The following is an 18,877-nucleotide window of genomic DNA, read 5'->3' on the forward strand; positions in this document are numbered from 1 at the left end:
GACGTGGTACGGCAGGTCGTGGCGCCTGGTGAGCTCGCTGAGCTTTCCGTAGCGCTCCAGGAAGCCGAAGGTGGAGAGCGGCTCGAAGATCGAGGACCAGACGGTGTTGTAGTTCACCGAGCTGGCCATGACGGCCACCAGGGCCTCGCCGGGCCCGAGTTCGGGCACCGGAACGTCCTCCACGCGCAGGGACTTCCGCGGATCCTTGTCCGCCGAGGCCATCCCCTCGAACATGTCCGCGTCACTCTTGTGCAGTACTGCCGCCCGGTAGGTCTCCGGCAGTTCCAGAGCGGCGAAGTCGGCGGTGCCGGCCTGGCCCGAGGTGATGGCATCAAGGATTTCCTTCACGGCTGCTCCTTTGGCTGCGCAGATAGGCGTCGGCCGGATCGAACCACCAGTCAACTCACCTAGTCAATCAATCCGGCTGTTCTGGTGGCATTTCAGGTGATTATGTCCTCCCTTGTGGGTGTGATGCAGGGTTGCTTGGTGCATGTGCGTCAAGCCTGCATGTCACTATCTGGTTTGACTTTGGGCGTTGACAAACAGTCATGACTCAGGGCATGTTTCGTCTGGTTCGAGCTGCGAATAGCGCCTGCCATAGGGCGTTGCAAGCATGACAACTGACATTGACACTATCCCCGGATGGGAGTGCTGCCATGAGCGCTGTCGACTTCGACCAGAAGTCTCACGTCGTGAACATGATCGAGGCGGACCAGGTGGTGATGCTGAACTCCGACAAGTCGGTCCTGGAAGGCATCCTCGGCGTCGCGGGCGTCTCCGAACTCCTCGACTCCGGGGACGAGATCGGCCTCGACCGCATCACCATGGAGACCGGGGCGGAGTTCGAACTGCACACCCACCCGGGCGCCCACATCCTGTACATCCTGAGCTCCCACGGATTCATCCATGTCGACGGCGTCGACTACGAGATGACCGCAGGAGACTCCGTCTTCGTCCCGGCCAACTACCCGCACGGCGTGAAGACCGACCCGACCGCCACCGAGCCGCTCCAGTTCCTGGCGTTCGGGGTGCCGCACATGCCGATCGACTCGGCCGACCGCATGACCGTCGTCGACTGACCGTGCTCACCATCGAGACTGCGGGCACCGTGGAGCGGTCGGGGACCGTGCCCGTTCCGGCGGACGAGGCGCACGATCTCGTCGTCTCCGTCCTGGTGCGGCGCGGCGCCGACGCCGGTTCGGCGGACCGGGTGGCCCGCCACCTCCTCACCGCCGAGCGTGACGGTCACCCGTCGCACGGGCTGATGCGACTGCTGGAGTACGCCCACGACATCGACGCCGATGACCTGCGGCCCGCAGTGCTGCCGAGCGTGCGTCGCACCGCGCCGGGAGTGAGCGTTGTGGACGGCGGTCAGGGACTGGGCGTACTGGCGCTGGACACCGTCGCCGACGAGTTGGTCCGAAGCTGCGCCGAGCACCCCGTCGCCCTCGTCGCCCTGCGCGGCGCAGGTCACCTCGGCTCCCTGGCGCCCCTGGGGCGCGCCGTCGCCGCGGAGGGCCTGTGCTGCCTCGGCTTCGCGAACTACTCGGGCGGCGGACAGCGGGTCGCCCCGCCGGGCGCCGCCGAAGGCCGACTGGCCACCAACCCGGTCCTCGCCGCGTTTCCCGGCGACGGCGGCGCTCCGGTGGTCGTCGACATGACCACCGCGGCCAGCTCCGAAGGCGAGATCCGCGCCCGTCTGCTCGCCGGGCAGCCCGTGCCCCCGGGGTGGCTGCACGACGACCGGGGCCGGCCCACGGACCGGGCGCAGGGGCTGTACGAGGACCCGCCCGCCGCCTTCATCCCGCCCCTGGGTACCGCGGGCACGGAACACCGCGGCTACGCCCTGGCCGTCGCCGTCGAACTGCTGGCCGGGGCCGTGGCGGGCGGTGGAGTGGCCCGCCCCGGGGCTCCCTCCACCGGTAACTCCGGGCTGTTCCTGGCCTTTTCGCCGGAGGTCGCCGGTACGTCCCGCGACGGCTACCTGTCCGCGTTCCGGCAACTGGAAGAACACCTCGCCACCACCCGTACCCAGCCCGGTCGCCCCGCGGTCCGGCTGCCCGGCCGCAGCGCCGGCGGAGCCGCCGGTGCCGACGGCGGCCCACTGCACGTCCCGGCCCGGCTCTGGGCCGAGCTGTGTGAGCTGACGGACGCACCCGGCGGTGCGCGGGCGGCGGACGCGACCGAGAAACGGAAGTGAACCCATGAACCCCCTCCTCAGGCGCCTGCGTGCTCCACACCCGTCGGCCGGGCCGCTGACCGGGCTGTTCCTGCTCTGGCCCGAACCCGGAATCGCCGAGCTGTGCGCGACGCTGGACATCGACTTCCTCGTCCTCGACATGGAGGCGGGCGCACTGTCCCGGCAGGACGTGCTCCGCGCCGTCCAGGCCGTCTCCGGCCGCGACACCACCCTCCTGGTCAGGGTCCCCTCGCACGAGCCGTCCCACATCGAGCACGCCCTGGACATCGGCGCGCACGGCGTGCTCGTGCCCAAGGTCGACACGCGCGAGCAGGCGGAACAGCTCGCCTCGTACACGCGCTTTCCCCCGATGGGACGCCGCGGGGTCAACCCGGTACGGGCCTCCGGCTACTTCTCCGACGTGCCCGGCTACCTGGCCCGTGCCAACAGCGAGGCGCTGTGCCTCGTGCAGATCGAGTCGGCCCGGGCCGTCGAGGAGGCCGAGGCGATAGCCGCGGTCCCGGGCGTCGACGGCCTCTTCCTGGGCATGGGGGACCTCGCCATGTCCTTCGGCCAGCCGGGCGTGACCACCGGACCGCGACTGGACCGGGCCCGGGAACGTACGCTGCGCGCCTGCCGCGCCCACGGCCTGCTCGCCGGCGCGTTCGCCTACGGCATGGACGCCGCCCACTCCTACTCCGCCGAGGGCTTCGACGTCCTCGCCGTCGGCAACGACATCAAGCTGATCCGTGAGGGCGTCGAGGGACTGCTCCGGGAGATGGCACCCGTCCGCGCCGGTGCCACCGCTGCCACCGCAGGGAAGGACGCCCAGTGACCGACGCGTGGTCCGGCGGCGGACACCTGCGCATCGAGACCGTCGCCAGTGTCCTCGACGTCCCGCCGGGGGAGTGGGAGCAGATCAGCGCCGGGCGCGGTCTGTACAGCTCCCGCCCCTGGCTGGCCTCCCTGGAATCGGACCGCGACCACGTCCCGCACTACCTCATCGCCCGCGACGGGAACGGAACGATCCTGGGGGGCCTGCCCGCCTACTACGTACCGAACCCGGGCCCGAAGAGCTTCTACAACCCGTACTTCCTCTTCGGCACCGACCAGCGCGTCGGCGGCGGGCCGGTGCTGCTCATCGGCACGAAGGCCGGCTACACCACACGGCTGCCCGTCCGCCCGGACCTGCCCGCCCGGACCGCCGACCGGGTCCGGGGGGCCCTGACCGCCGCCGCCCTGGACCTCGGCACCGACCTCAAGGTGTCCGTGGTCGCCCTGCAGTACCTCACCGCCCCCGAGGCCGAGGCGATGGTGCCGCAACTCCCGGACGCGCTCGTGCTGTCCGCCGCCCCCGACTCGCTGTTCCGCCTGCCCGGGGCCGACCAAGGCACGGATCTGGACGGCTTCTTCGCGATGCAGAGCAGCTCGCGGCGGCGCACCATGCGCCGGGAGATACGTCGCTTCGCCGGGGAGGGGTACACCATCAGCACCGCCTCCCTCGCGGAGTGCTACGAGCGCATCGCGCCGCTGTTCGCCAACCTGATCCAGCGTCACCGCGGCGGCGACAGCTCGATGGTCGACTACCTGCGCCGCCAGGCGGAGCACCTGGACGCCCTCGCCACCACGTACCTGGTCCACCGGGACGGCGAGCTCGTGGCGTTCTCGCTCTTCTACTCCTGGGAAGAGGGCACGTACGCCCGGCTGTACGGAGAGCGTGGCGACGACCCGGGCGAGCGCGGGAACGTCTACTACAACGCCGCCTACTACACGCCGATCGCGGACATGATCGCCCGGGGCAGCGCATGGGTCTCCTACGGCCCGGAGGCCTACGCGGCCAAGTTCAACCGGGGCGCCCGCCCGGACCCTCGCTGGTCCGCGCTGATCCCGCTGCGCGACGAGAGCGTCTGGCGAGAGGCCCTGCAGGACTGGAACAAGGCCCGCACCACGGAGTGGAACGCGGGCTACGGACGCGACGAACGACTGCGGATGGATCCGCGGACGCCCGGATCCGGCCATGCCCCGAACGAGCCGTAGACCGGTGACGGGCCGCCTGGCCGCGCTGCGCAAGGACTACGCGGTCCTGGGCAACGGCGCCTTCCGGAGAATCGTCGCCGCGCGCACCCTCACCCAGCTGGGCACGGCCGCGGCGCCCGTCGCCGTCGCCTTCGCGGTGCTGGAGCACTACTCGGCGAAGGAGCTGGGCCTCGTCCTGTCCGCTCAGTCCGCCGGCCTCATCCTGCTCTGTCTGGTCGGCGGGGTGACCTCGGACCGGCTGCCCCGGGCCACGGTGATGGTCGTGACCGAGACCTGCCGCGGACTGAGTCAACTGCTGCTGGGTGCCCTGATCCTGTGGAGCAACGCACCGCTGTGGGCGTTCATCGTCCTCGCCACGGTCAACGGGGCGGGCAGCGCCTTCACCGCCCCCACCCGGCAGGGCCTGGTGGTCGAACATGTCGAGGAGAGCCGCCTGCAGGCCGCCAACGGTCTGCTGAACGCCTGCCAGAACGCGGCGACGACGGTCGGAGCGGCGGGCGCGGGCCTGGCCACCGCGTTCTTCGGCCCCGGCTGGGTGGTGCTCGTCGACGGGCTGAGCTTCTTCGGCAGCGCGCTGCTGCTGGCCGGGCTGATCAGCACCGCTCCGATACGGATGAGGACCAGGGGACTGGGGGTGCGCCACGCGCTGCGGATGGTGCGCGGGGCGCCATGGCTCCGGTCGAGCCTGCTCTTCTTCATGGCCTTCCAGATCTGCTACTACAGCGTCCTGTTCGTCCTCGGTCCGACCGCCATGAGCGGCGACGGTGCGGCGGCGCGATGGGGATATGTGATGGCAGCCTTCTCCGTGGGGCTGTTCAGCGGGGCGCTGCTGACCGTCCACATCCGCCCGCGCAGGCCGCTGATCGCCATGTTCCTGCTCACCTTGTCCGTGGTGCCGGGGCTGTTCTGCCTGGCGTGGACTCCCCATGTCCTGGCGCTCGTGGTGACGCAGTTCTGTGCGGGGCTCGGCCTGAGCTGCGCCGACACCCTGTGGACGACCATCCGCCAGGAAAACGTTCCGCAGGAGATCTTCGGGAAGATCGTCTCCGTCGACTGGCTGTTCTCCGCGGGCCTGCGGCCGTTGGGTTACGCGGGTGTGGGCCTTCTGGTCTCGACGGTGTCCTCCGGAGCTCTCCTGGTCGGCGCCGCCCTGGCGCTGACCGTGAGCGTCACGGTGGCGGTGGTCCGCAACCGCGCCCTCGCTCTCACCCCCTTGTCCCCGGAGCCGGTTGGAGGCACCACCCCATGAGAGTCCTGATCCTCGGTTACAAGTCGGTGGTCGACGACGCCATCGACAAACTCGACTTCGACCGGACGACGGTCACCGAGCTGCGCAAGTACGCGCGTGTCTCGCAGCGGGCCACGGACCGCGCACGGATGCTGCCCTGCGGTGATCCCACCGACGTCGAGGCGGTGTTGGCCGCCCTCGCGCGTGCGGGCGTGGACCCGGCCGAGTTCGATGCCGTCTGCGGCATCGACGAGTTCACGGTGGTTCCCGCGGCGGCGGTGGCCGCGGCGATCGGCCGGCCCGCGCATCTGTCGCTGGAGGTGAGTCTGCGGTTCCGGGACAAGGAGCTGCAGAAGCGGGCGATCCGCGCGGCGGGCCTGCCGGTCGCGCGCACGGCCGTGGTGGCCCGGCCGGCGGACCTGGTGGGGGGACCGGCCGGGGAACTGGGCTGGCCGAGGGTGGTCAAGCCGATGGCGGGGGCCGCCGCCGTGGACACGTACCGCGCCGACACCGGGCAGGAGCTGGCGGACCGGGTGGGGACACTGCTGGCGACCGCGGCGGCCAAGGGGCCGTTCCTGGTCGAGGAGTACGTGGAAGGCGGCGAACTGCACCTCGACGGCTGTGTGCGGGGCGGGCGGCTGACGGCCTTCGGCGCCTCCCGGTACGTACAGAACATCCTGAACACATCGAGCGGCGGGGTACGGGGCTCCTACACCCTGGACGCCACGCGGCACCCCGAACTCTGCGCTCGTACCGAGCAGTTCGCGCTGCGCTGCCTGCAGGCGCTGGGTATGCGCGACGGCATTTTCCACATGGAGGTCTTCGACGGACCGGACGGGCTGGTGTTCTCCGAGTGCGCGGCCCGCGCGGGCGGCGGCATGATCACCGAGGCGTTCGAGGCCCGGTACGGGATCAACCTGCTGACCGAGCAGGGCCGGGCCGTGGCCGGGCTGCCGGCGGGAGAACCGGTCCTGGACGACCGTGTCCAAGGGCAGTTGACGCTTCGCGCGCCGGTGGGCAACGCCCTGGAGATGCCGGGCACCGGGGAACTGCTCGCGAGGCCCGAGGTCGTGGACGGCCGGGTGGAGACAGCCGCGCCCACGAGGACGAGCGCCGGTCAGCGGGTGGGGGTCGCCCTGGTGGCGGCACCGGACGAGGAAACCGTCATCGCGCGCATGCGCGACGTGCAGGAGTGGTTCGCCGGCGCCGTGGTGATGGAGCAGCTCCCGTAGTGCCGGGTCTCGGCCCGGAGCCGTCCCTCCCGCCAGGACGGCTCCAGGGCCCGTACCGGCCGTGCCCACCACACGCCCCTGAACTGATTCGCTCCGACTCCGCCGGCGGGCACAGTTCGTTGTCCCGACGAGGCACGTGATGCAGGAGAATGTCACCCGCTTGTGTACGGGCTGTTGGTTTCCGGCATCTGGTGGGGAGTTCGGACGGGGCAGCGACGATAGACCGCTACGTCGTTGCTCGTGCCTACGACGAGATCTCCCCAGGGAGTCAGGGCGACCGCTCGCGGGCGAGTGACGGGCAGGAGCCCGAGGGGTTCGCCGGTCCGTAGGTTCCACAACCGCACCGTGTTGTCGCGTCCAGCGGTGACTGCGACCGGGGTGCCGTCGAGCACCGCGCACATCACCGCATCCACCCAGTCGGTGTGACCGGCGACGGAGCTGTCGAGCGAGGAGCCGGTGGTGGGATTCCACATCCGCACGGTGCCGTCGGTGTCGCCGGTGACGGCGATCAGGGTGCCGTCCACTGATGCGCACCCCATGCTGAACACCAGGCGGCCGGAGTTTTTGGGCTGGGGTTCGCCGAGGGTGGTGCCGGTGGACAGATTCCAGACCCGCACACCTCGTGCATCGCTTGTGATCGCGATCGGGGTGCCGTCCACCATGGTGCAGGCCACCCCATACGCTCCCTTGCCTGGTGCGCGCGTGTGGTCCGGGAGGGGTGAACCGAATGGTGCGCGGGCGGCCAGGTTCAGCGCCCGCACGTCGCCGCTCAAGACGCTGTCGCTCATGGCGACCGGGATGCCGTTCATCCATGCAACGGCTCTGGCTCCATCGATGGGAGTCCAATGCGGCACCAGAGGGATGCCGGCGGCCAGGTCCCACACCCGAGCCGCGCTTCGGCGCTGCCCGTCGTCGACGCCTGTCGTGATGGCGGCCGGGGTACCGTTCACCACTTCGCACGCGATGTCGTAGACCGTTGCGGTGTGACTGGGCAGGGGGTTGCCGAGTGGAGTGCCGGTGGCGATGTTCCACAGTCGTACGGTGCCGTCTTCACCTGCGGTCGCGGCGGCCGGGGTGCCGTGCACGACTGTGTAGGCGGCCGATGTCACCTGGCCGGTGTGGCCTGGACGGGGTTTCCCCAAGGGGGTGCCCGCGGTCAGATTCCACACGCGCACCGTGCCGTCGCTGCTGCCGCTGACTGCGACCGGGGTGCCGTCCAGCACTGAGCACGCCACGTCCACCACCGTGTCATTGTGGCCAGTCAGGGGCTCGCCGATTGGCTCGCAGGTTGCCAGGTTCCACACCCGCACCGTCTTGTCGAAGCCGCCCGTGACGGCGACCGGGGTGCCGTCCACCGTCGTGCATGCCACCGACACCACCCCGCCGGCGTGGCCTGTCAAGGGTTTGCCGAATTGGGCGCGAGTGGTCAGATCCCACAGGCGTACGGTGCGGTCGTCACCGACGGTGACCGCGGCTGGGGCGCCGCGCACCGTCGTGAAGGCTATATCGCGCACTTGGTTGAATTCCCGGCCCCAGTGGCCCGTGAAGGATCCATGCAGGCGCGTACCCGTGGCGAGGTTCCAAAAGCCCACCCTGCCGTCGAAGTCGCCGGTGACGACTACCGGTTTGCCTCCCAGCACCGTGCAGGCGACCCTGCACACTGGTCGGATGCGGTCAGTGCGAAGACCAGGGAAGACGGTGCCGCTGGTCCGGTTCCGCTCCTGCAGTGTCCGGCCGGTGCCGAGCTCGCTGACGGGGGTTCCGGTAGTCAGGTTCCACACTTGCACCGTGTCGTCCCGTTGGACATTCCGCTCCCTCAAGCCGGAATTCAAGCCGTAGGGGTACCGCTCCCGATGCCGCCTACTGTCATCGGCGTAGGCAATGACGGCGACCGGGGTGCCGTCCACTGAGGTGCACGCAGCGTCGAAGAGCCCGTCCGTGTGGCTGGCGAAGGGTTTGCCGATGGGCGCACCGGTGACCAGGTTCCAGACCTGCACCACCTTGTCGTATCCCATGGTGACGGCGACCGGTGTGCCGTCCGGCAGCGTGCTCAATGCCCTGCACCTCGGGATGGTGCGGTTGGCCAGCGGAGCGCCTGTGGCCAGATCCCATACCTCCACCGCGTTGCCGCTTCTGTCATCCGTGATGGCAACAGCGACTGGGGCGCCGTCCAGCACCGAGCACGTGACCTTGGAGACCCGGCCCGTCCGGCCGGTCAGGGTGTCGCGAAGACTGGGAGTGAAGCTGCTGCCCGTCGCCCAGAGGGGAGCCCAGTCACCTGAGGGTATGCGACGGATGAGTTCTCCATGCAGTTCGGTGGCGCCGGCGCGTGCGGCGTCGAGGGCGAGCACTTGGCGCCTTGTGCGCGGTGCGGCGCGGGCGTGGATGCCGAGCGAAGTGCGGTACACGGCCGCTGCCAACCGGGCGGGCTCGCTCTGGACTCGGTGCAGGAGTGGAACCAACCTGCGAGGAGTGGCATGGACCAGGTACTCGGTGTCCGTCAGGAGGTCGTCGAGTTGTCCCCCGGAGGCTGCGTGACTGGCCAGGTGGTCCCGCGTGTACGCATCGGCCCGGGCCCAGTCGCACTCGTCATCGCGTTCGGGTACGGCATTCTTGAGTACCGCCGCAATGCGTGCCTCGATGGCCGCCTCGGTTGCGCGATGCTCGCGCTCGCACTCCTTGCGCAGGTGCTGATCCAGGGCGTCGTGGAAGAGACGATACGTAGGTGTCCTGGAACCCTCGTTGACTCGTTCGACGAGGTAGTGTGCCGCGCTCTGGAAGATCTGCTCCCGGTCCTCGGCGCTGTGGCGAATGCCGTCGGGACCGAGTCGGTCGGCCATGCGTAGCCACGTGTCGCTGCGGGGCAGGCCGTCGCCGCGGGCATAGGCCAGAGCTGTGAGCAGACGACGGAGGGTTTCCGAGTCGGTACCGCAGGTGTTGAGGTAGGTGTCCATCGCGTCGCCGACAGTCGTAGGCAGCCTGTCCTCCCAGCCGGCTTCGCCCGGACCGGGCTCCTGCTCGTCGCGTCGGATCAGCCACGCGGTGGTGAGCTGGGCGATGAGGAAGTTGTAGCGGGCCTTGCGCGCCACGGCCTCCCCGATCGCGCGCAGTTGGTCTCGCTCGTACTCCTGGTACGCGGCCGAATGCCTTGGGTCGCCCGTCAGACGACGTACGACGTATTCGGTGACGTCGGGGCGGTGCAAATATCGGTTGTCTTCCAGATCGACGAGCCAGGCGTCACGGCCGAAACTGCTGAAGATCCGTTCCCGGCCGGTGCCTGCGGGGGCGGTGCGCACCGCGGCCAGCACTCGGACTCGGCCGGTGGTGGCCAATTGCTTGAGCAGGGAAGCAATCTGCAGCGCGTCTTCCAGGCTGGCCGCTTCCTCCACTGCATCCGCCAGCACCGTAAGCGGTTGTTCGGGTGGCAGCTTGCGTACCGAGGCCAGCAGTTCACCGGAATCGCTTCCGGTGATGTCCAGGGCGCGGGCCAACTGTGCCGTCACATCGTCCCGGTTGTGCCCTCTCAGGTGGAGCGCTACATCGAAGGCTCCGATCGGCAAGTGCAGGTCCGAGAGAGCGGGGTGAGGGACAGTCTTGGACAGCAGCAGGTCGGCTGAGACCAGCGAGTGCGCAAGGAGGGCCGATTTTCCGCTGCCCGGGCCACCTGTCACGAGCAGGACGGAGTGCTTGGCGAGAGCCGGATCCTCGCCCGCAAGCCAGTCGTGGATGACGCGGCGCGCTTCGGTACGGCCAGTGAAGAACCATTCATCGGTGGAGGAATCGGGCTCGGAGCCGCGCGCTCTGGGCTGCCAGTGGGCTTCGTAGCTGCTCTCCAGGTCCAGCCGCCAGCGGCAGTTCCTCCGTACCTCGGGCCAGAGCGACCGCAGGTAGGACATGGGCAGCATGTGCCCGGTGCGTGTGTCGGGATTGTCGCGTGCCACGACGATGCCGACTACAGCATCCCTCTTCCTGTCGAAAACGGGTGCGCCGGAGAAGCCCACCTCGATCGCCCAGCCTGCCGCGCCCTCCGGGTCCAGTTGTACCCACGGCCCCTCCTGGCCGCTGGCACCTCGCAGCACACCAGTCACCTGCCGCGCTACTGGGCTGCCGTGAGGGAAGCCGTGCACGGAGAACTCGTGACCGCTCAGCGAGGGGGGACACGCCAGCGGAGCCGGTGTGCAGGCGACGCTCTTCTTGTCTTTCGGCTCCGGTTCCAGATCGGGTGTCAGATCCAGTTCCGACTCCAGTTCCAGGAGCGCTGCGTCGCCAGAACCGTCCCACGCGATGGGTGCCCAGCCCACGACCGTGGCCCGCATCCGTGTACCGGGAGATCCGGTTCTGCCGGCGAACGGGAACTCGACCTCGACCACCTGAGCAGGTGCTGCTGGGCTCCGGCCGGGTGCTGGATCTTCCCGGCCGAACTGCTTGTCCAGGACATGCGCGCAGGTCACCACGTGACGGGTCCCGACAAGTACCCCTGCCCCCGCTGCACCTTCGCCGTGCACACGGGGAAAGCGGACCAGCCACGACGGACGTTGTGCCAGCAGGCTCGGACTCGTCATGCACCCGGGTCCGGGGCTGACGTGCCGGCGGTGTTCCGCCAGACGACCTTCACGTTCAGATGCGCGTTCGTGCCCGCTGATACCAGTGTCGCGCCGAACTTGCCGTCGACGGCCACCCCGAAGGTCACCTCCACTTCCTCCGGGGGCGGGTCGATTCCGCGTAGTTGGGCCAGCGCCCCCTCCGCTGCGGACCGCACGCCCGCCAGCGCACCCTGCCAGGTATCCGCCGCAGCCCGGGCGATCCGGTCCCCGGCGCCGGCTCGGACCAGTCCGCTGCCGTCTTTGTCATATGTCTCGTCAGGAACCTCGACGTAAACGCGTCCGTCCTGACCCGCCGCGAACTCCACTACCGTCACGTGCGTGCACCTCCCTGGCAAAGTGTTCCATCCGCCCGCTGTTCAAGGTGAGTTAACGAGTCGACAAGGTCAATGAGGCGCGATTGGCCATATCGTGGCGTTTGCGTCACCAACGGCTGTCGAGGGGACTTGCTGAGGCCCGTCGGGCAGGTCTTGACCAGGCGATATCCGCCGCGCTTACTCCGTGGCGGAGACCGCGGGCCGTCCACGATCCGGGGCAGGCCGTCCTGGGCGATGACCGAAGGCTCCGGAAGCGGACCAGGCGGTGACTATCGGCCTGGGCGGGGTGCTGGTCAGGCAAGATCGAGGCCAAGGGCTGTCCCGTGGTCGAACGCCCCTTGGGACAGGAGTTCCGTGATCACAGGACCGGGGCAGTCGGTGTCGAAGAATTTTTGATGCGGTCTGATCTCAACCCCTGCGCCGAGGCCTATCAGATATCTGCGAAAATCACGGACCATATCGATCTGTTGAGCCGGAGGTACTTCGGTTCCGCCGACCATCAAGGTGATGCTGTAGTACTCCCTGTTGCCTTCCGTGGTTCCTTGTGCGGCCTGGTAGCGGTACAGGCCGCGCCCGGTGAACACTTCCCCGTGCGGGCATACCCCGAAGCTGTATCCGATGTCGACCCAGCCGTTTCCATCCACGTGGAAGGAGCGGACTCGCTTCCAGTACGCAATGCATTCTGCGTGCGCGGAAAGGTGAGTGGCGCGCCCGTTGAAGTGGAGCACAATTCCTCGTTGCGGCATGGCGAAGTCGGCATCGGACGGCCCCCAGCCGAAGTGGGATCGGCGACGAATGATCATTGTGTTCAGCCGCTCAGTTCTGTTTGCCGACCGCTCCTGCTGTAGCCGAGGTGGTGCAGGCGCTCATCGCGCATTTTCTCCATCCAGGTGTCGTCGATCGAACTCAACGTACTTCCGGTGGCCCATGTCAGGAGCAGGTCTGCCAGTGCGGGATTACGGGCGAGCGCCGGCCCGTGCATGTAGGTGGCGAGAACGGATCCCTGGTAGGCGCCCTCCGAGCCGTCCCCGTTGCCGTAGCCGACAATCGTCCTGGCCAGGGGGCGGGCACCCGGGCCCAGAGCCGTCGAGCCGTGATGATTTTCAAACCCCGTTATCTCCGGCAGGTTCAGTTCGGGGTCGACCTCGCCGAGCAGCTCGCCGGTTGCGCGCTGTTCCAGGCGGTGGCTCCGGACATCCAGGATTCCGGCTCCCGCATGGGTTCTGCCATCGTGGCCGAGAAACCTTGTTCCCAGAAGTTGGTAACCCGCGCAGACCCCCATGATCACTCGGCCGGCGTCGGCGGCGCGCCGCAGGCCGGGATCTGCCCTGAGGCGATCCGAGGCGAGTTCCTGCGCCCTGTCCTCACCTCCGCCCAGCATGTAGATGTCGGCAGAGGCCGGAATCGATCGCCCCGAGCGAATCTGCAGGATCTCTACCGGTATTCCGCGCGAGCGCGCTCGTCCAGCGAGTACGGCCACGTTCCCCTGATCCCCGTACGTGCTCAACAGATCCGGGTAGACCCAGGCGATTGTCAAGTTGTCATTCGGCATGCCCAGCCCCCTTGCTGGTCTTCCCTCGGACGGTGGTGATCGCGGACAGGAATGCGGTGTAATTGGCCACGACATCAAGGTGCGGATGCTCGCCGAACGAACAGATCTCGTCCAGCGAGTCGACGAGATCGAAGGCGACGCCGTCGTAGTGCAGCCGCGCTGCCAGATCGAACCTTCTCTCGCCCATGACGAATACCGAGCGATTCCGAAGGCTGGAGAAATCGACGTCCCAGAGCCATGAGGAGTCGAGTCCGTCGAGGTTCCTGGCATTGAACGCCAGGACCACTTCCGGACTGTCCTGGATCAGCTCCAGCGTCTCCAGCCAGCTGGCCGGATTCTTGGCGAGCAGCAGGCGGACCCGACTGCCTCGGTACGGAAAGGTTTCAAACCTTCCGGAGACTCCGCCGACCAGGGCCGTGCGAGCCAACGCCACGGGTGCCGGAACTTTGTGCACGTCCGCGGCGGCAATCGCCATCACCGCATTGGCGCGGTTGGCGAGGCCGGGAAGTCTCAGCTGGAGACGGTGGGACGTGCCGAGGAGGGTGTCCAGCATCGTTTCGTCCCGCAGGACCCATCGAGCGAGAGGTTTGGCAAGGCCACAGGAAACGCAGAGCCATGATTCCTCATCATCTCTTTCCAGCTGGTCTCCACACGCTGGGCAATACCATGAGTCATCTGTCCAGCGCTGACCTACCGAAGCCCAGACCACGTTCTTGGCGGTTGAGCTTGCCCAGACCACCAGAGGGTCGTCGGCGTTGGCGATCACGGTGGCATTCGTCTCCGAAAGGGCCTGTCTCCAGAGACTGGCAATGTTCCTGCATTCCGGTGTGCGATCCAGCTGGTCTCGGCTGAGATTGAGCAGTACAACAGTTTTTGGATCGGTTTCGTCCATGATTCTTGGCAAGTAGCGCTCATCCACCTCCATCACGCCCGCCCTGGTGTCGGATCCCGCGCTCAATGCGGCATTGACTATTCCCGCCGGCAGGTTGGCACCCAAGCTGTTGCTCACCACGTGGCCATGTGTCGATAGAGACTCCGTGATCAGGCGTGTAGTGGTCGTCTTGCCGTTCGTTCCGCTGATGAGCGAGACATCCAAGGGCGAGGACAATACATTGAGCACGTCCGGGGAGATCCGAAGCGCAATGGAACCCGCTTTGAACGTGCCACCCGGCCGACCGGAACGTCGATACGCTTCGGCGACCAGACGACCGACCTGAACCGCGCAGCAGCTTCGAATCGCAGATGCTATTCCATGGAGCTTGGTCATGATGCGCCCTAGCGTGGTGAGCGATGGGAGGGGTTCTTCGACGGGCGGTCCAGGTGCCGTCGGCGCGTCTGCCGGGAAGAAGGAGCAGTAACGGCCCGCCGGTCGGAACGGCGGGCTGTTACCTGTGGAATGAATTCCCGGCGACTTTCAGGGTGGTGGAATTTCCCTGTGCCCGAAGTCAGCAACACGGGGGGAAGTCGGTGTCCCCTTCTTCCGTACCGTCCGCTGCCGTGGCATGTTCCGCCGCCTGTACCGGTGCGTTCTCCATGCTGCCGGTAAAGCTGAAGAGGCTGACGACGGCGAGAAGCGCTATGACAGTTCTGGTGAACATGAGGGACCCCGTCCGAGTGGAATTTCTGGTGGAAAGGAGAGTGGAGTTCTGCTCTTCGGTGGGCTGGTTGTCGATGTTCTCGGTCATGACTGGATCTCCCTTGAGCGGAATGGTGTTCATGCTGAATGTGCTCGAATTGGTCGAATGGGCAGAGACTGCGAGCGTCATCCCTGGCCGACACGGGATTCGGGGGGTTCCGCCACGCCCTGAAGGCGTTTCGCGGCCTGGCGTGCGACTGCGGGAATCAGGGCACTCGACAGTGCGAACAGGGCACCCATCCCTGCCCAGCCGGCCATTTCGGCGTCGACCACGAACGTGATCACCAAGGGCGATGCCATGGTGGCGGCCGCGAAGCCGGTGTAGAAGACGCCCTGGTACAGGCCCTGGCTGTCGGCGGGCGCCAAGGAGTAACTGAGCGACCAGGTACCGGCGGACAGCCACAGCTCGCCGAGGGTGAGAACGGCGGTGGCGAGGAGCACGAGGGCACCGGCCGTCCACGGCGACCCCCGCGTCGCCAGCCCGAAGGTCAGGCAGGACACCGCGAGGGCGACACCGGCCCGCCGGCACGCGACTGCCGATCCGCGCACGCTGTCGACTCCCCGGCTGAATCGCACCTGCAGGAGCGTGACCAAGCCCGTGTTCAGGATGATCGCCATCGCGATGACGGTCTGAGGCGCCGGGGTGTGCATCTTCACCCAGAGCACGATGCCGAGATCGAGGATGCCGACGTGCAGGGCCAGCAGCCCGCTCAAGGCGGTGAACAGCAGATAGGGGTGGTCGCGCCAGGCACGCGTTCTGGTCCCCGGATCCCCCTCCTTCTGCCGGGCCGACGTGTCACGGCCCGTCGAGGGCACGCCGAAGAGCATCAGGCCCGAGATCAGGAACGTCGCACTGTCCACCAGGAGCAGGGCCACGTACCACGGCTTCTCGTCGAAGGCCAGGGCCACGGCGGCCGCCGCGGAGCCGAGGGCGAGTCCGATATTGAGGGCGGCCCGCAGATACGCGAGCGTCGGCACGACGGCTTTGTCGGGGACCACGGTGGTGACCAGGACATTGCGGACCGCTGTCGCACCCCGCGCGCAGAAGGTGAGCGCGCAGACCAGCGGCAGGTATGCCCAGAACGAGCCGACGAACACGTAGCCGACGGTTGCGGCGCCTTGGACCAGCAGGGCCACCATCAGGATGGTCCTGGGGTCGTGGCGGTCCGCCAGCCGCCCCATGGGAATGCCGGCCAGCAGCCCGCAGACCCCGGCGGCTGTGAGCGCCAGCCCGAGCTCGGTTGTCGAGAGGCCCGCGTACTGGATGAAGTAGAGCGTGGCCCCCGTGGCGGACAGTCCGTTGCCGAACGCGTTCACCAGCGTCATGGTGACCAGTCGCCTGGCGAACCGCTCCGGTGGCAGCAGCCGGTTCAGGACCGTTGCCCTGCGCCGGCCCTGGTCGGCCGCCATCACTCGGCCCAGCGAACAGTGAGTTTTCCGAGGGCGTGGTCGGCACGGCTGACCGCTCGCTCGGCGTCCGGCGCACACACCCGGACGAAACCCAGGCGGAAGTCCGAGTTCTTGAGACCGGCGAGCCGGGTTCCGTCGGGAACGAGCTGACCCGACCGCATCACCCCCGGTTCCGCATCGGCCTCCTGCCATCCGTCGATGCCGGCGAGGACGCCGTGCCGGTCCGGCGCGAGGTACCGGATGGCGGCGGCGGCTCGGTACACGGGATGGCTCCGGCGCTCCCGCAGGACCTCCAGTTCCCCGATGTCCTGCCCGGTCAGTTGGCGCAGGTACAGGTCCGCCATGTCCACCCCGGCGGCCTCACGCACGAGGTCCTCGATCTGGTCCCCGCCCTTGCGGAGGTGTGTCTCCACCGTGACCGGCCCGTTCGGAGAGTCGATGACCTCGGTGTGGGTGAGGCCGAACCGGATGTTCAGCGCCGAAAGCACCGAACGCGTATGGGCGATCAGCGCCGACTCGCGCCGCCCGTCGAGGCGGGCGGGTATCACATGCCCCGTCTCCACACGAGCGACGGGGTCACTGGTCTTCTCCGTCACGGCCAGCACATGGTGCACACCTCGGTGGGTGAGCGTCTCCACGCTGTACTCCGGGCCCGGCACGTACTCCTCCACCAGCGGCGGATAGTCGCCGGTCCAGGACGTCGCCTCGCCCCAGGCGTGCTGCCACGCGGCGGGCAGCTCCTCCCGCGTACGGACCACGGTGACCCCGCGTGACGCGTGACCGCCCGTTGGTTTCACCACGACGGGACCGGCGACTTCCGTGAAGAAGTCCCCCAGTTCTTCCAGGGTGGTGGGCTGAGCACACTTCACCCGCTCTACTCCGGCGGAGGCCAGGCGTGCCCGCATGCGGTGCTTGTCGTGCACCCAGGCAACGGTGTCCGGGTGGTGGAACGGCAGACCCAACGCCTGCGCCACGGCCGCGGTCCTGTCCTGCGTCCGGTCGTTGAGCGACGCGATCACATCGATTCGCCACTCCTGGTGCAGATGCTGAGCGGCGGCCACCCAGTGCTCGACAGGCAGGTCGTCGGCCAGGCCGACCACGGCCGTGACGCCACGCAGTTCATCCGCCCACTTCAGATCGGAAGCCCGGCACAGTACCGCTGTCCCGGCGCCCGGCGAGATGTCCCGCAATCGCGGCTGCCAGTGCCAGTTGCCGTCCATGACGAGGATATGGACGCTCACGAACTCGCCTTTCCTGCCCGAGCGGTCACTGCAGCGGTTCCCCTTCGAGCTTGATGAGCTTCTTGGCCTCGTCGACCAGCCGAAGGCAGGCGTCGGCGTCGTCCGCCTCGGCCGTGATGTAGGCCAGCCTGTTCTTGTAGTCACGAGGCGGCAGTCGCAGTTCGTCGCCCTCGGCTGCCAACAGCCCCACGTGCACACCGTCGGGAAGCGGACCCTCGACCGCGAGGGAACCCACCCGCAGGTCGTACGGCGGGAACACGAACGTGATGACCGCCGCGCCCTGCGGACGGCGATCGGTGGCCGGAGCATGGCCCATGGCGACGTCGGCCGCCGCCAGTGCCGGGGCGGTGCCGGTCACCCGGCCTCCGAGGAAGGGCACGAGGTCGCCGCCCAACCGGCCGTTGACTTCCACGAGTTGTGGTCCCGACCGGGTGAGGCGCCACTGTGTCAAGGTGGCGCCCTCGGTGATCCCCAGCGCGGTGTGGGCGTCTTGGAGCATGCGCCGGAATTCCGCGTCGTCGAGCAGTGGGTCCGCCCCGTCCATGACGTGATCCGCCTCTTCGAAATACGGCGCGCAGACGGTGCTGACCCGGGCGACCACCAGGGGATGTGTCCGACCGAGGTGCGAGATGGACTCGACACTGACGTCAGGACCGTCGAGATACGTCTCCACGAGCACCGGCTCCGCCAGAACGGGAATCTCGTCCTGGCAGAGGGCGATGGCGGATTCGACGGCGGCGAAGGACTGCTCCAGAGCCGCCGGATCATGGACCACCCTGACGCCGAGCGCGCCGCCCAGCGCCCGGGGTTTGACGACGACCGGATATCCGATGTCGGACGCCGCGCGCAACGCCTCCTCGCAGGTCACGACGGCGACCGACTGGGGCTGGGGTACTCCCGCCGACGCCATGACCGCTCGGGTGGCGCCCTTGTCACGACACTTCCATGCCGTCTCCGTGGTCAGTCCCGGCAGCCCCAGATGCCCGGTGACGGCCGCCGCGAGCATGATCAGGCCCTCCTCGAAGCACAGGACGCCGCCGATCGTCATCTCCGCAGACAGCTCGTCCACTGCGGCAAGCAGCGCGGCCGGGTCGGTGGGATCGCTCAGATCCGCCTTGGTCCAGCCCTGCAGGTACCCCTCCTGCCAGGTCGGCTCCTCTCCGGAGACCAGCCACAACGGATAGGCCGCCGAAGCCTGTTGGAGCACGAACTCACGCATCTCGTTGCGGCAGCCGACGATCAGGAGGACCCCTTCCTCCTGTTTCTTCGGCTTGCTCTGCCGTTCCATGACTCTTCCCTTCGACTGGGTCGATGTGCAGGTTGCCTGTCCAGTCACGGGCCGGCAACCCCATGAGAGGATATGCAGTCATGTCAGCGAGTCAACAGTGGGGCGCTTTCTATCTGGGATCTTGGCGGATTTTACTCGGAGTTGCATCCATGGTGA

The 18,877-nt window shown here is 68.1% G+C and carries 15 protein-coding genes and 1 pseudogene; 6 read left to right on the forward strand and 10 right to left on the reverse strand.

Annotated elements, in window-relative coordinates; genetic code table 11:
• Positions 1-348 (reverse strand): annotated as a pseudogene (locus ACFYY1_RS34865) (crotonyl-CoA carboxylase/reductase); the annotation flags it as partial.
• A gap of 308 nt (positions 349-656) precedes the next feature.
• Between ACFYY1_RS34865 and ACFYY1_RS34870 the strand changes: the two are divergent.
• Genes ACFYY1_RS34870 through ACFYY1_RS34895 form a run of 6 tightly spaced genes read left to right on the forward strand, consistent with a single transcriptional unit; the run spans position 657 to position 6,676 of the window.
• Positions 657-1,079 carry a cupin domain-containing protein gene (locus ACFYY1_RS34870; protein WP_388592736.1) on the forward strand — a complete coding sequence of 141 codons (423 nt, stop codon included), beginning with the start codon at positions 657-659 and terminating at the stop codon, positions 1,077-1,079.
• Positions 1,080-1,081: 2 nt separating this feature from the next.
• The gene (locus ACFYY1_RS34875) at positions 1,082-2,200 is read left to right on the forward strand and encodes an Ldh family oxidoreductase (RefSeq protein ID WP_388592737.1); all 1,119 of its coding nucleotides are present in this window, start codon (positions 1,082-1,084) and stop codon (positions 2,198-2,200) included.
• A gap of 4 nt (positions 2,201-2,204) precedes the next feature.
• Positions 2,205-3,014 (forward strand): HpcH/HpaI aldolase/citrate lyase family protein, encoded by an 810-nt coding sequence (locus tag ACFYY1_RS34880; RefSeq protein WP_388592738.1) that lies wholly within the window; start codon positions 2,205-2,207, stop codon positions 3,012-3,014.
• A complete protein-coding gene (locus ACFYY1_RS34885) occupies positions 3,011-4,216 on the forward strand; it encodes a GNAT family N-acetyltransferase (protein WP_388592740.1) in 1,206 nt (401 codons plus the stop codon). Before ACFYY1_RS34880 ends, ACFYY1_RS34885 begins: the two co-directional genes overlap by 4 nt.
• Positions 4,197-5,465, forward strand: coding sequence for an MFS transporter (locus tag ACFYY1_RS34890; RefSeq protein WP_388592742.1), 1,269 nt, complete (start codon positions 4,197-4,199; stop codon positions 5,463-5,465). Before ACFYY1_RS34885 ends, ACFYY1_RS34890 begins: the two co-directional genes overlap by 20 nt.
• Positions 5,462-6,676 (forward strand): acetyl-CoA carboxylase biotin carboxylase subunit family protein, encoded by a 1,215-nt coding sequence (locus ACFYY1_RS34895; protein ID WP_388592745.1) that lies wholly within the window; start codon positions 5,462-5,464, stop codon positions 6,674-6,676. The genes ACFYY1_RS34890 and ACFYY1_RS34895 overlap by 4 nt, the downstream gene beginning before the upstream one ends.
• 152 nt (positions 6,677-6,828) lie before the next feature.
• Here ACFYY1_RS34895 and ACFYY1_RS34900 read toward each other — a convergent pair whose 3' ends face one another.
• The 9 genes from ACFYY1_RS34900 to ACFYY1_RS34940 all read right to left on the reverse strand — a co-directional run bounded on the left by ACFYY1_RS34900 (position 6,829) and on the right by ACFYY1_RS34940 (position 18,721).
• Complete coding sequence (locus ACFYY1_RS34900; RefSeq protein ID WP_388592747.1) at positions 6,829-11,238, reverse strand: trypsin-like peptidase domain-containing protein; 4,410 nt, start codon at positions 11,236-11,238, stop codon at positions 6,829-6,831.
• Positions 11,235-11,594: a CU044_2847 family protein gene (locus tag ACFYY1_RS34905; RefSeq protein ID WP_388592750.1), complete on the reverse strand. Its 360-nt coding sequence runs from the start codon at positions 11,592-11,594 to the stop codon at positions 11,235-11,237. The genes ACFYY1_RS34900 and ACFYY1_RS34905 overlap by 4 nt, the downstream gene beginning before the upstream one ends.
• 293 nt (positions 11,595-11,887) lie before the next feature.
• Positions 11,888-12,397, reverse strand: a complete 510-nt coding sequence (locus ACFYY1_RS34910) for a peptidoglycan recognition family protein (protein ID WP_388592752.1) — start codon at positions 12,395-12,397, stop codon at positions 11,888-11,890.
• Between the two features lie 5 nt (positions 12,398-12,402).
• Positions 12,403-13,146 carry a type 1 glutamine amidotransferase gene (locus ACFYY1_RS34915; protein WP_388592754.1) on the reverse strand — a complete coding sequence of 248 codons (744 nt, stop codon included), beginning with the start codon at positions 13,144-13,146 and terminating at the stop codon, positions 12,403-12,405.
• Entirely contained in the window at positions 13,136-14,413 is a 1,278-nt protein-coding gene (locus ACFYY1_RS34920) for a MurT ligase domain-containing protein (RefSeq protein ID WP_388592755.1), read from the reverse strand. The genes ACFYY1_RS34915 and ACFYY1_RS34920 overlap by 11 nt, the downstream gene beginning before the upstream one ends.
• Positions 14,414-14,591: 178 nt before the next feature.
• Positions 14,592-14,831 (reverse strand): hypothetical protein, encoded by a 240-nt coding sequence (locus ACFYY1_RS34925; RefSeq protein ID WP_388592757.1) that lies wholly within the window; start codon positions 14,829-14,831, stop codon positions 14,592-14,594.
• Positions 14,832-14,908: 77 nt separating this feature from the next.
• Positions 14,909-16,192 (reverse strand): MFS transporter, encoded by a 1,284-nt coding sequence (locus tag ACFYY1_RS34930; RefSeq protein ID WP_388592855.1) that lies wholly within the window; start codon positions 16,190-16,192, stop codon positions 14,909-14,911.
• Entirely contained in the window at positions 16,192-17,433 is a 1,242-nt protein-coding gene (locus ACFYY1_RS34935; RefSeq protein WP_388592759.1) for an ATP-grasp domain-containing protein, read from the reverse strand. Before ACFYY1_RS34935 ends, ACFYY1_RS34930 begins: the two co-directional genes overlap by 1 nt.
• Positions 17,434-17,458: 25 nt before the next feature.
• Complete coding sequence (locus ACFYY1_RS34940; protein ID WP_388592760.1) at positions 17,459-18,721, reverse strand: ATP-grasp domain-containing protein; 1,263 nt, start codon at positions 18,719-18,721, stop codon at positions 17,459-17,461.
• Between the last annotated feature and the right edge of the window lie 156 nt (positions 18,722-18,877).

Source organism: Streptomyces sp. NPDC001890 (genome assembly GCF_042891445.1).
Lineage (GTDB): Bacteria > Actinomycetota > Actinomycetes > Streptomycetales > Streptomycetaceae > Streptomyces.

Bases quoted from the DNA above. Each gene is read 5' to 3' on its own strand.
- ACFYY1_RS34910 (WP_388592752.1), bottom strand. From the start codon at position 12,397: ATGATCATTCGTCGCCGATCCCACTTCGGCTGGGGGCCGTCCGATGCC.
- ACFYY1_RS34920 (WP_388592755.1), bottom strand. From the start codon at position 14,413: ATGACCAAGCTCCATGGAATAGCATCTGCGATTCGAAGCTGCTGCGCG.
- ACFYY1_RS34890 (WP_388592742.1), top strand. From the start codon at position 4,197: ATGCCCCGAACGAGCCGTAGACCGGTGACGGGCCGCCTGGCCGCGCTG.
- ACFYY1_RS34900 (WP_388592747.1), bottom strand. From the start codon at position 11,238: ATGACGAGTCCGAGCCTGCTGGCACAACGTCCGTCGTGGCTGGTCCGC.
- ACFYY1_RS34930 (WP_388592855.1), bottom strand. From the start codon at position 16,192: ATGGCGGCCGACCAGGGCCGGCGCAGGGCAACGGTCCTGAACCGGCTG.
- ACFYY1_RS34925 (WP_388592757.1), bottom strand. From the start codon at position 14,831: ATGACCGAGAACATCGACAACCAGCCCACCGAAGAGCAGAACTCCACT.
- ACFYY1_RS34895 (WP_388592745.1), top strand. From the start codon at position 5,462: ATGAGAGTCCTGATCCTCGGTTACAAGTCGGTGGTCGACGACGCCATC.
- ACFYY1_RS34870 (WP_388592736.1), top strand. From the start codon at position 657: ATGAGCGCTGTCGACTTCGACCAGAAGTCTCACGTCGTGAACATGATC.
- ACFYY1_RS34880 (WP_388592738.1), top strand. From the start codon at position 2,205: ATGAACCCCCTCCTCAGGCGCCTGCGTGCTCCACACCCGTCGGCCGGG.
- ACFYY1_RS34915 (WP_388592754.1), bottom strand. From the start codon at position 13,146: ATGCCGAATGACAACTTGACAATCGCCTGGGTCTACCCGGATCTGTTG.
- ACFYY1_RS34940 (WP_388592760.1), bottom strand. From the start codon at position 18,721: ATGGAACGGCAGAGCAAGCCGAAGAAACAGGAGGAAGGGGTCCTCCTG.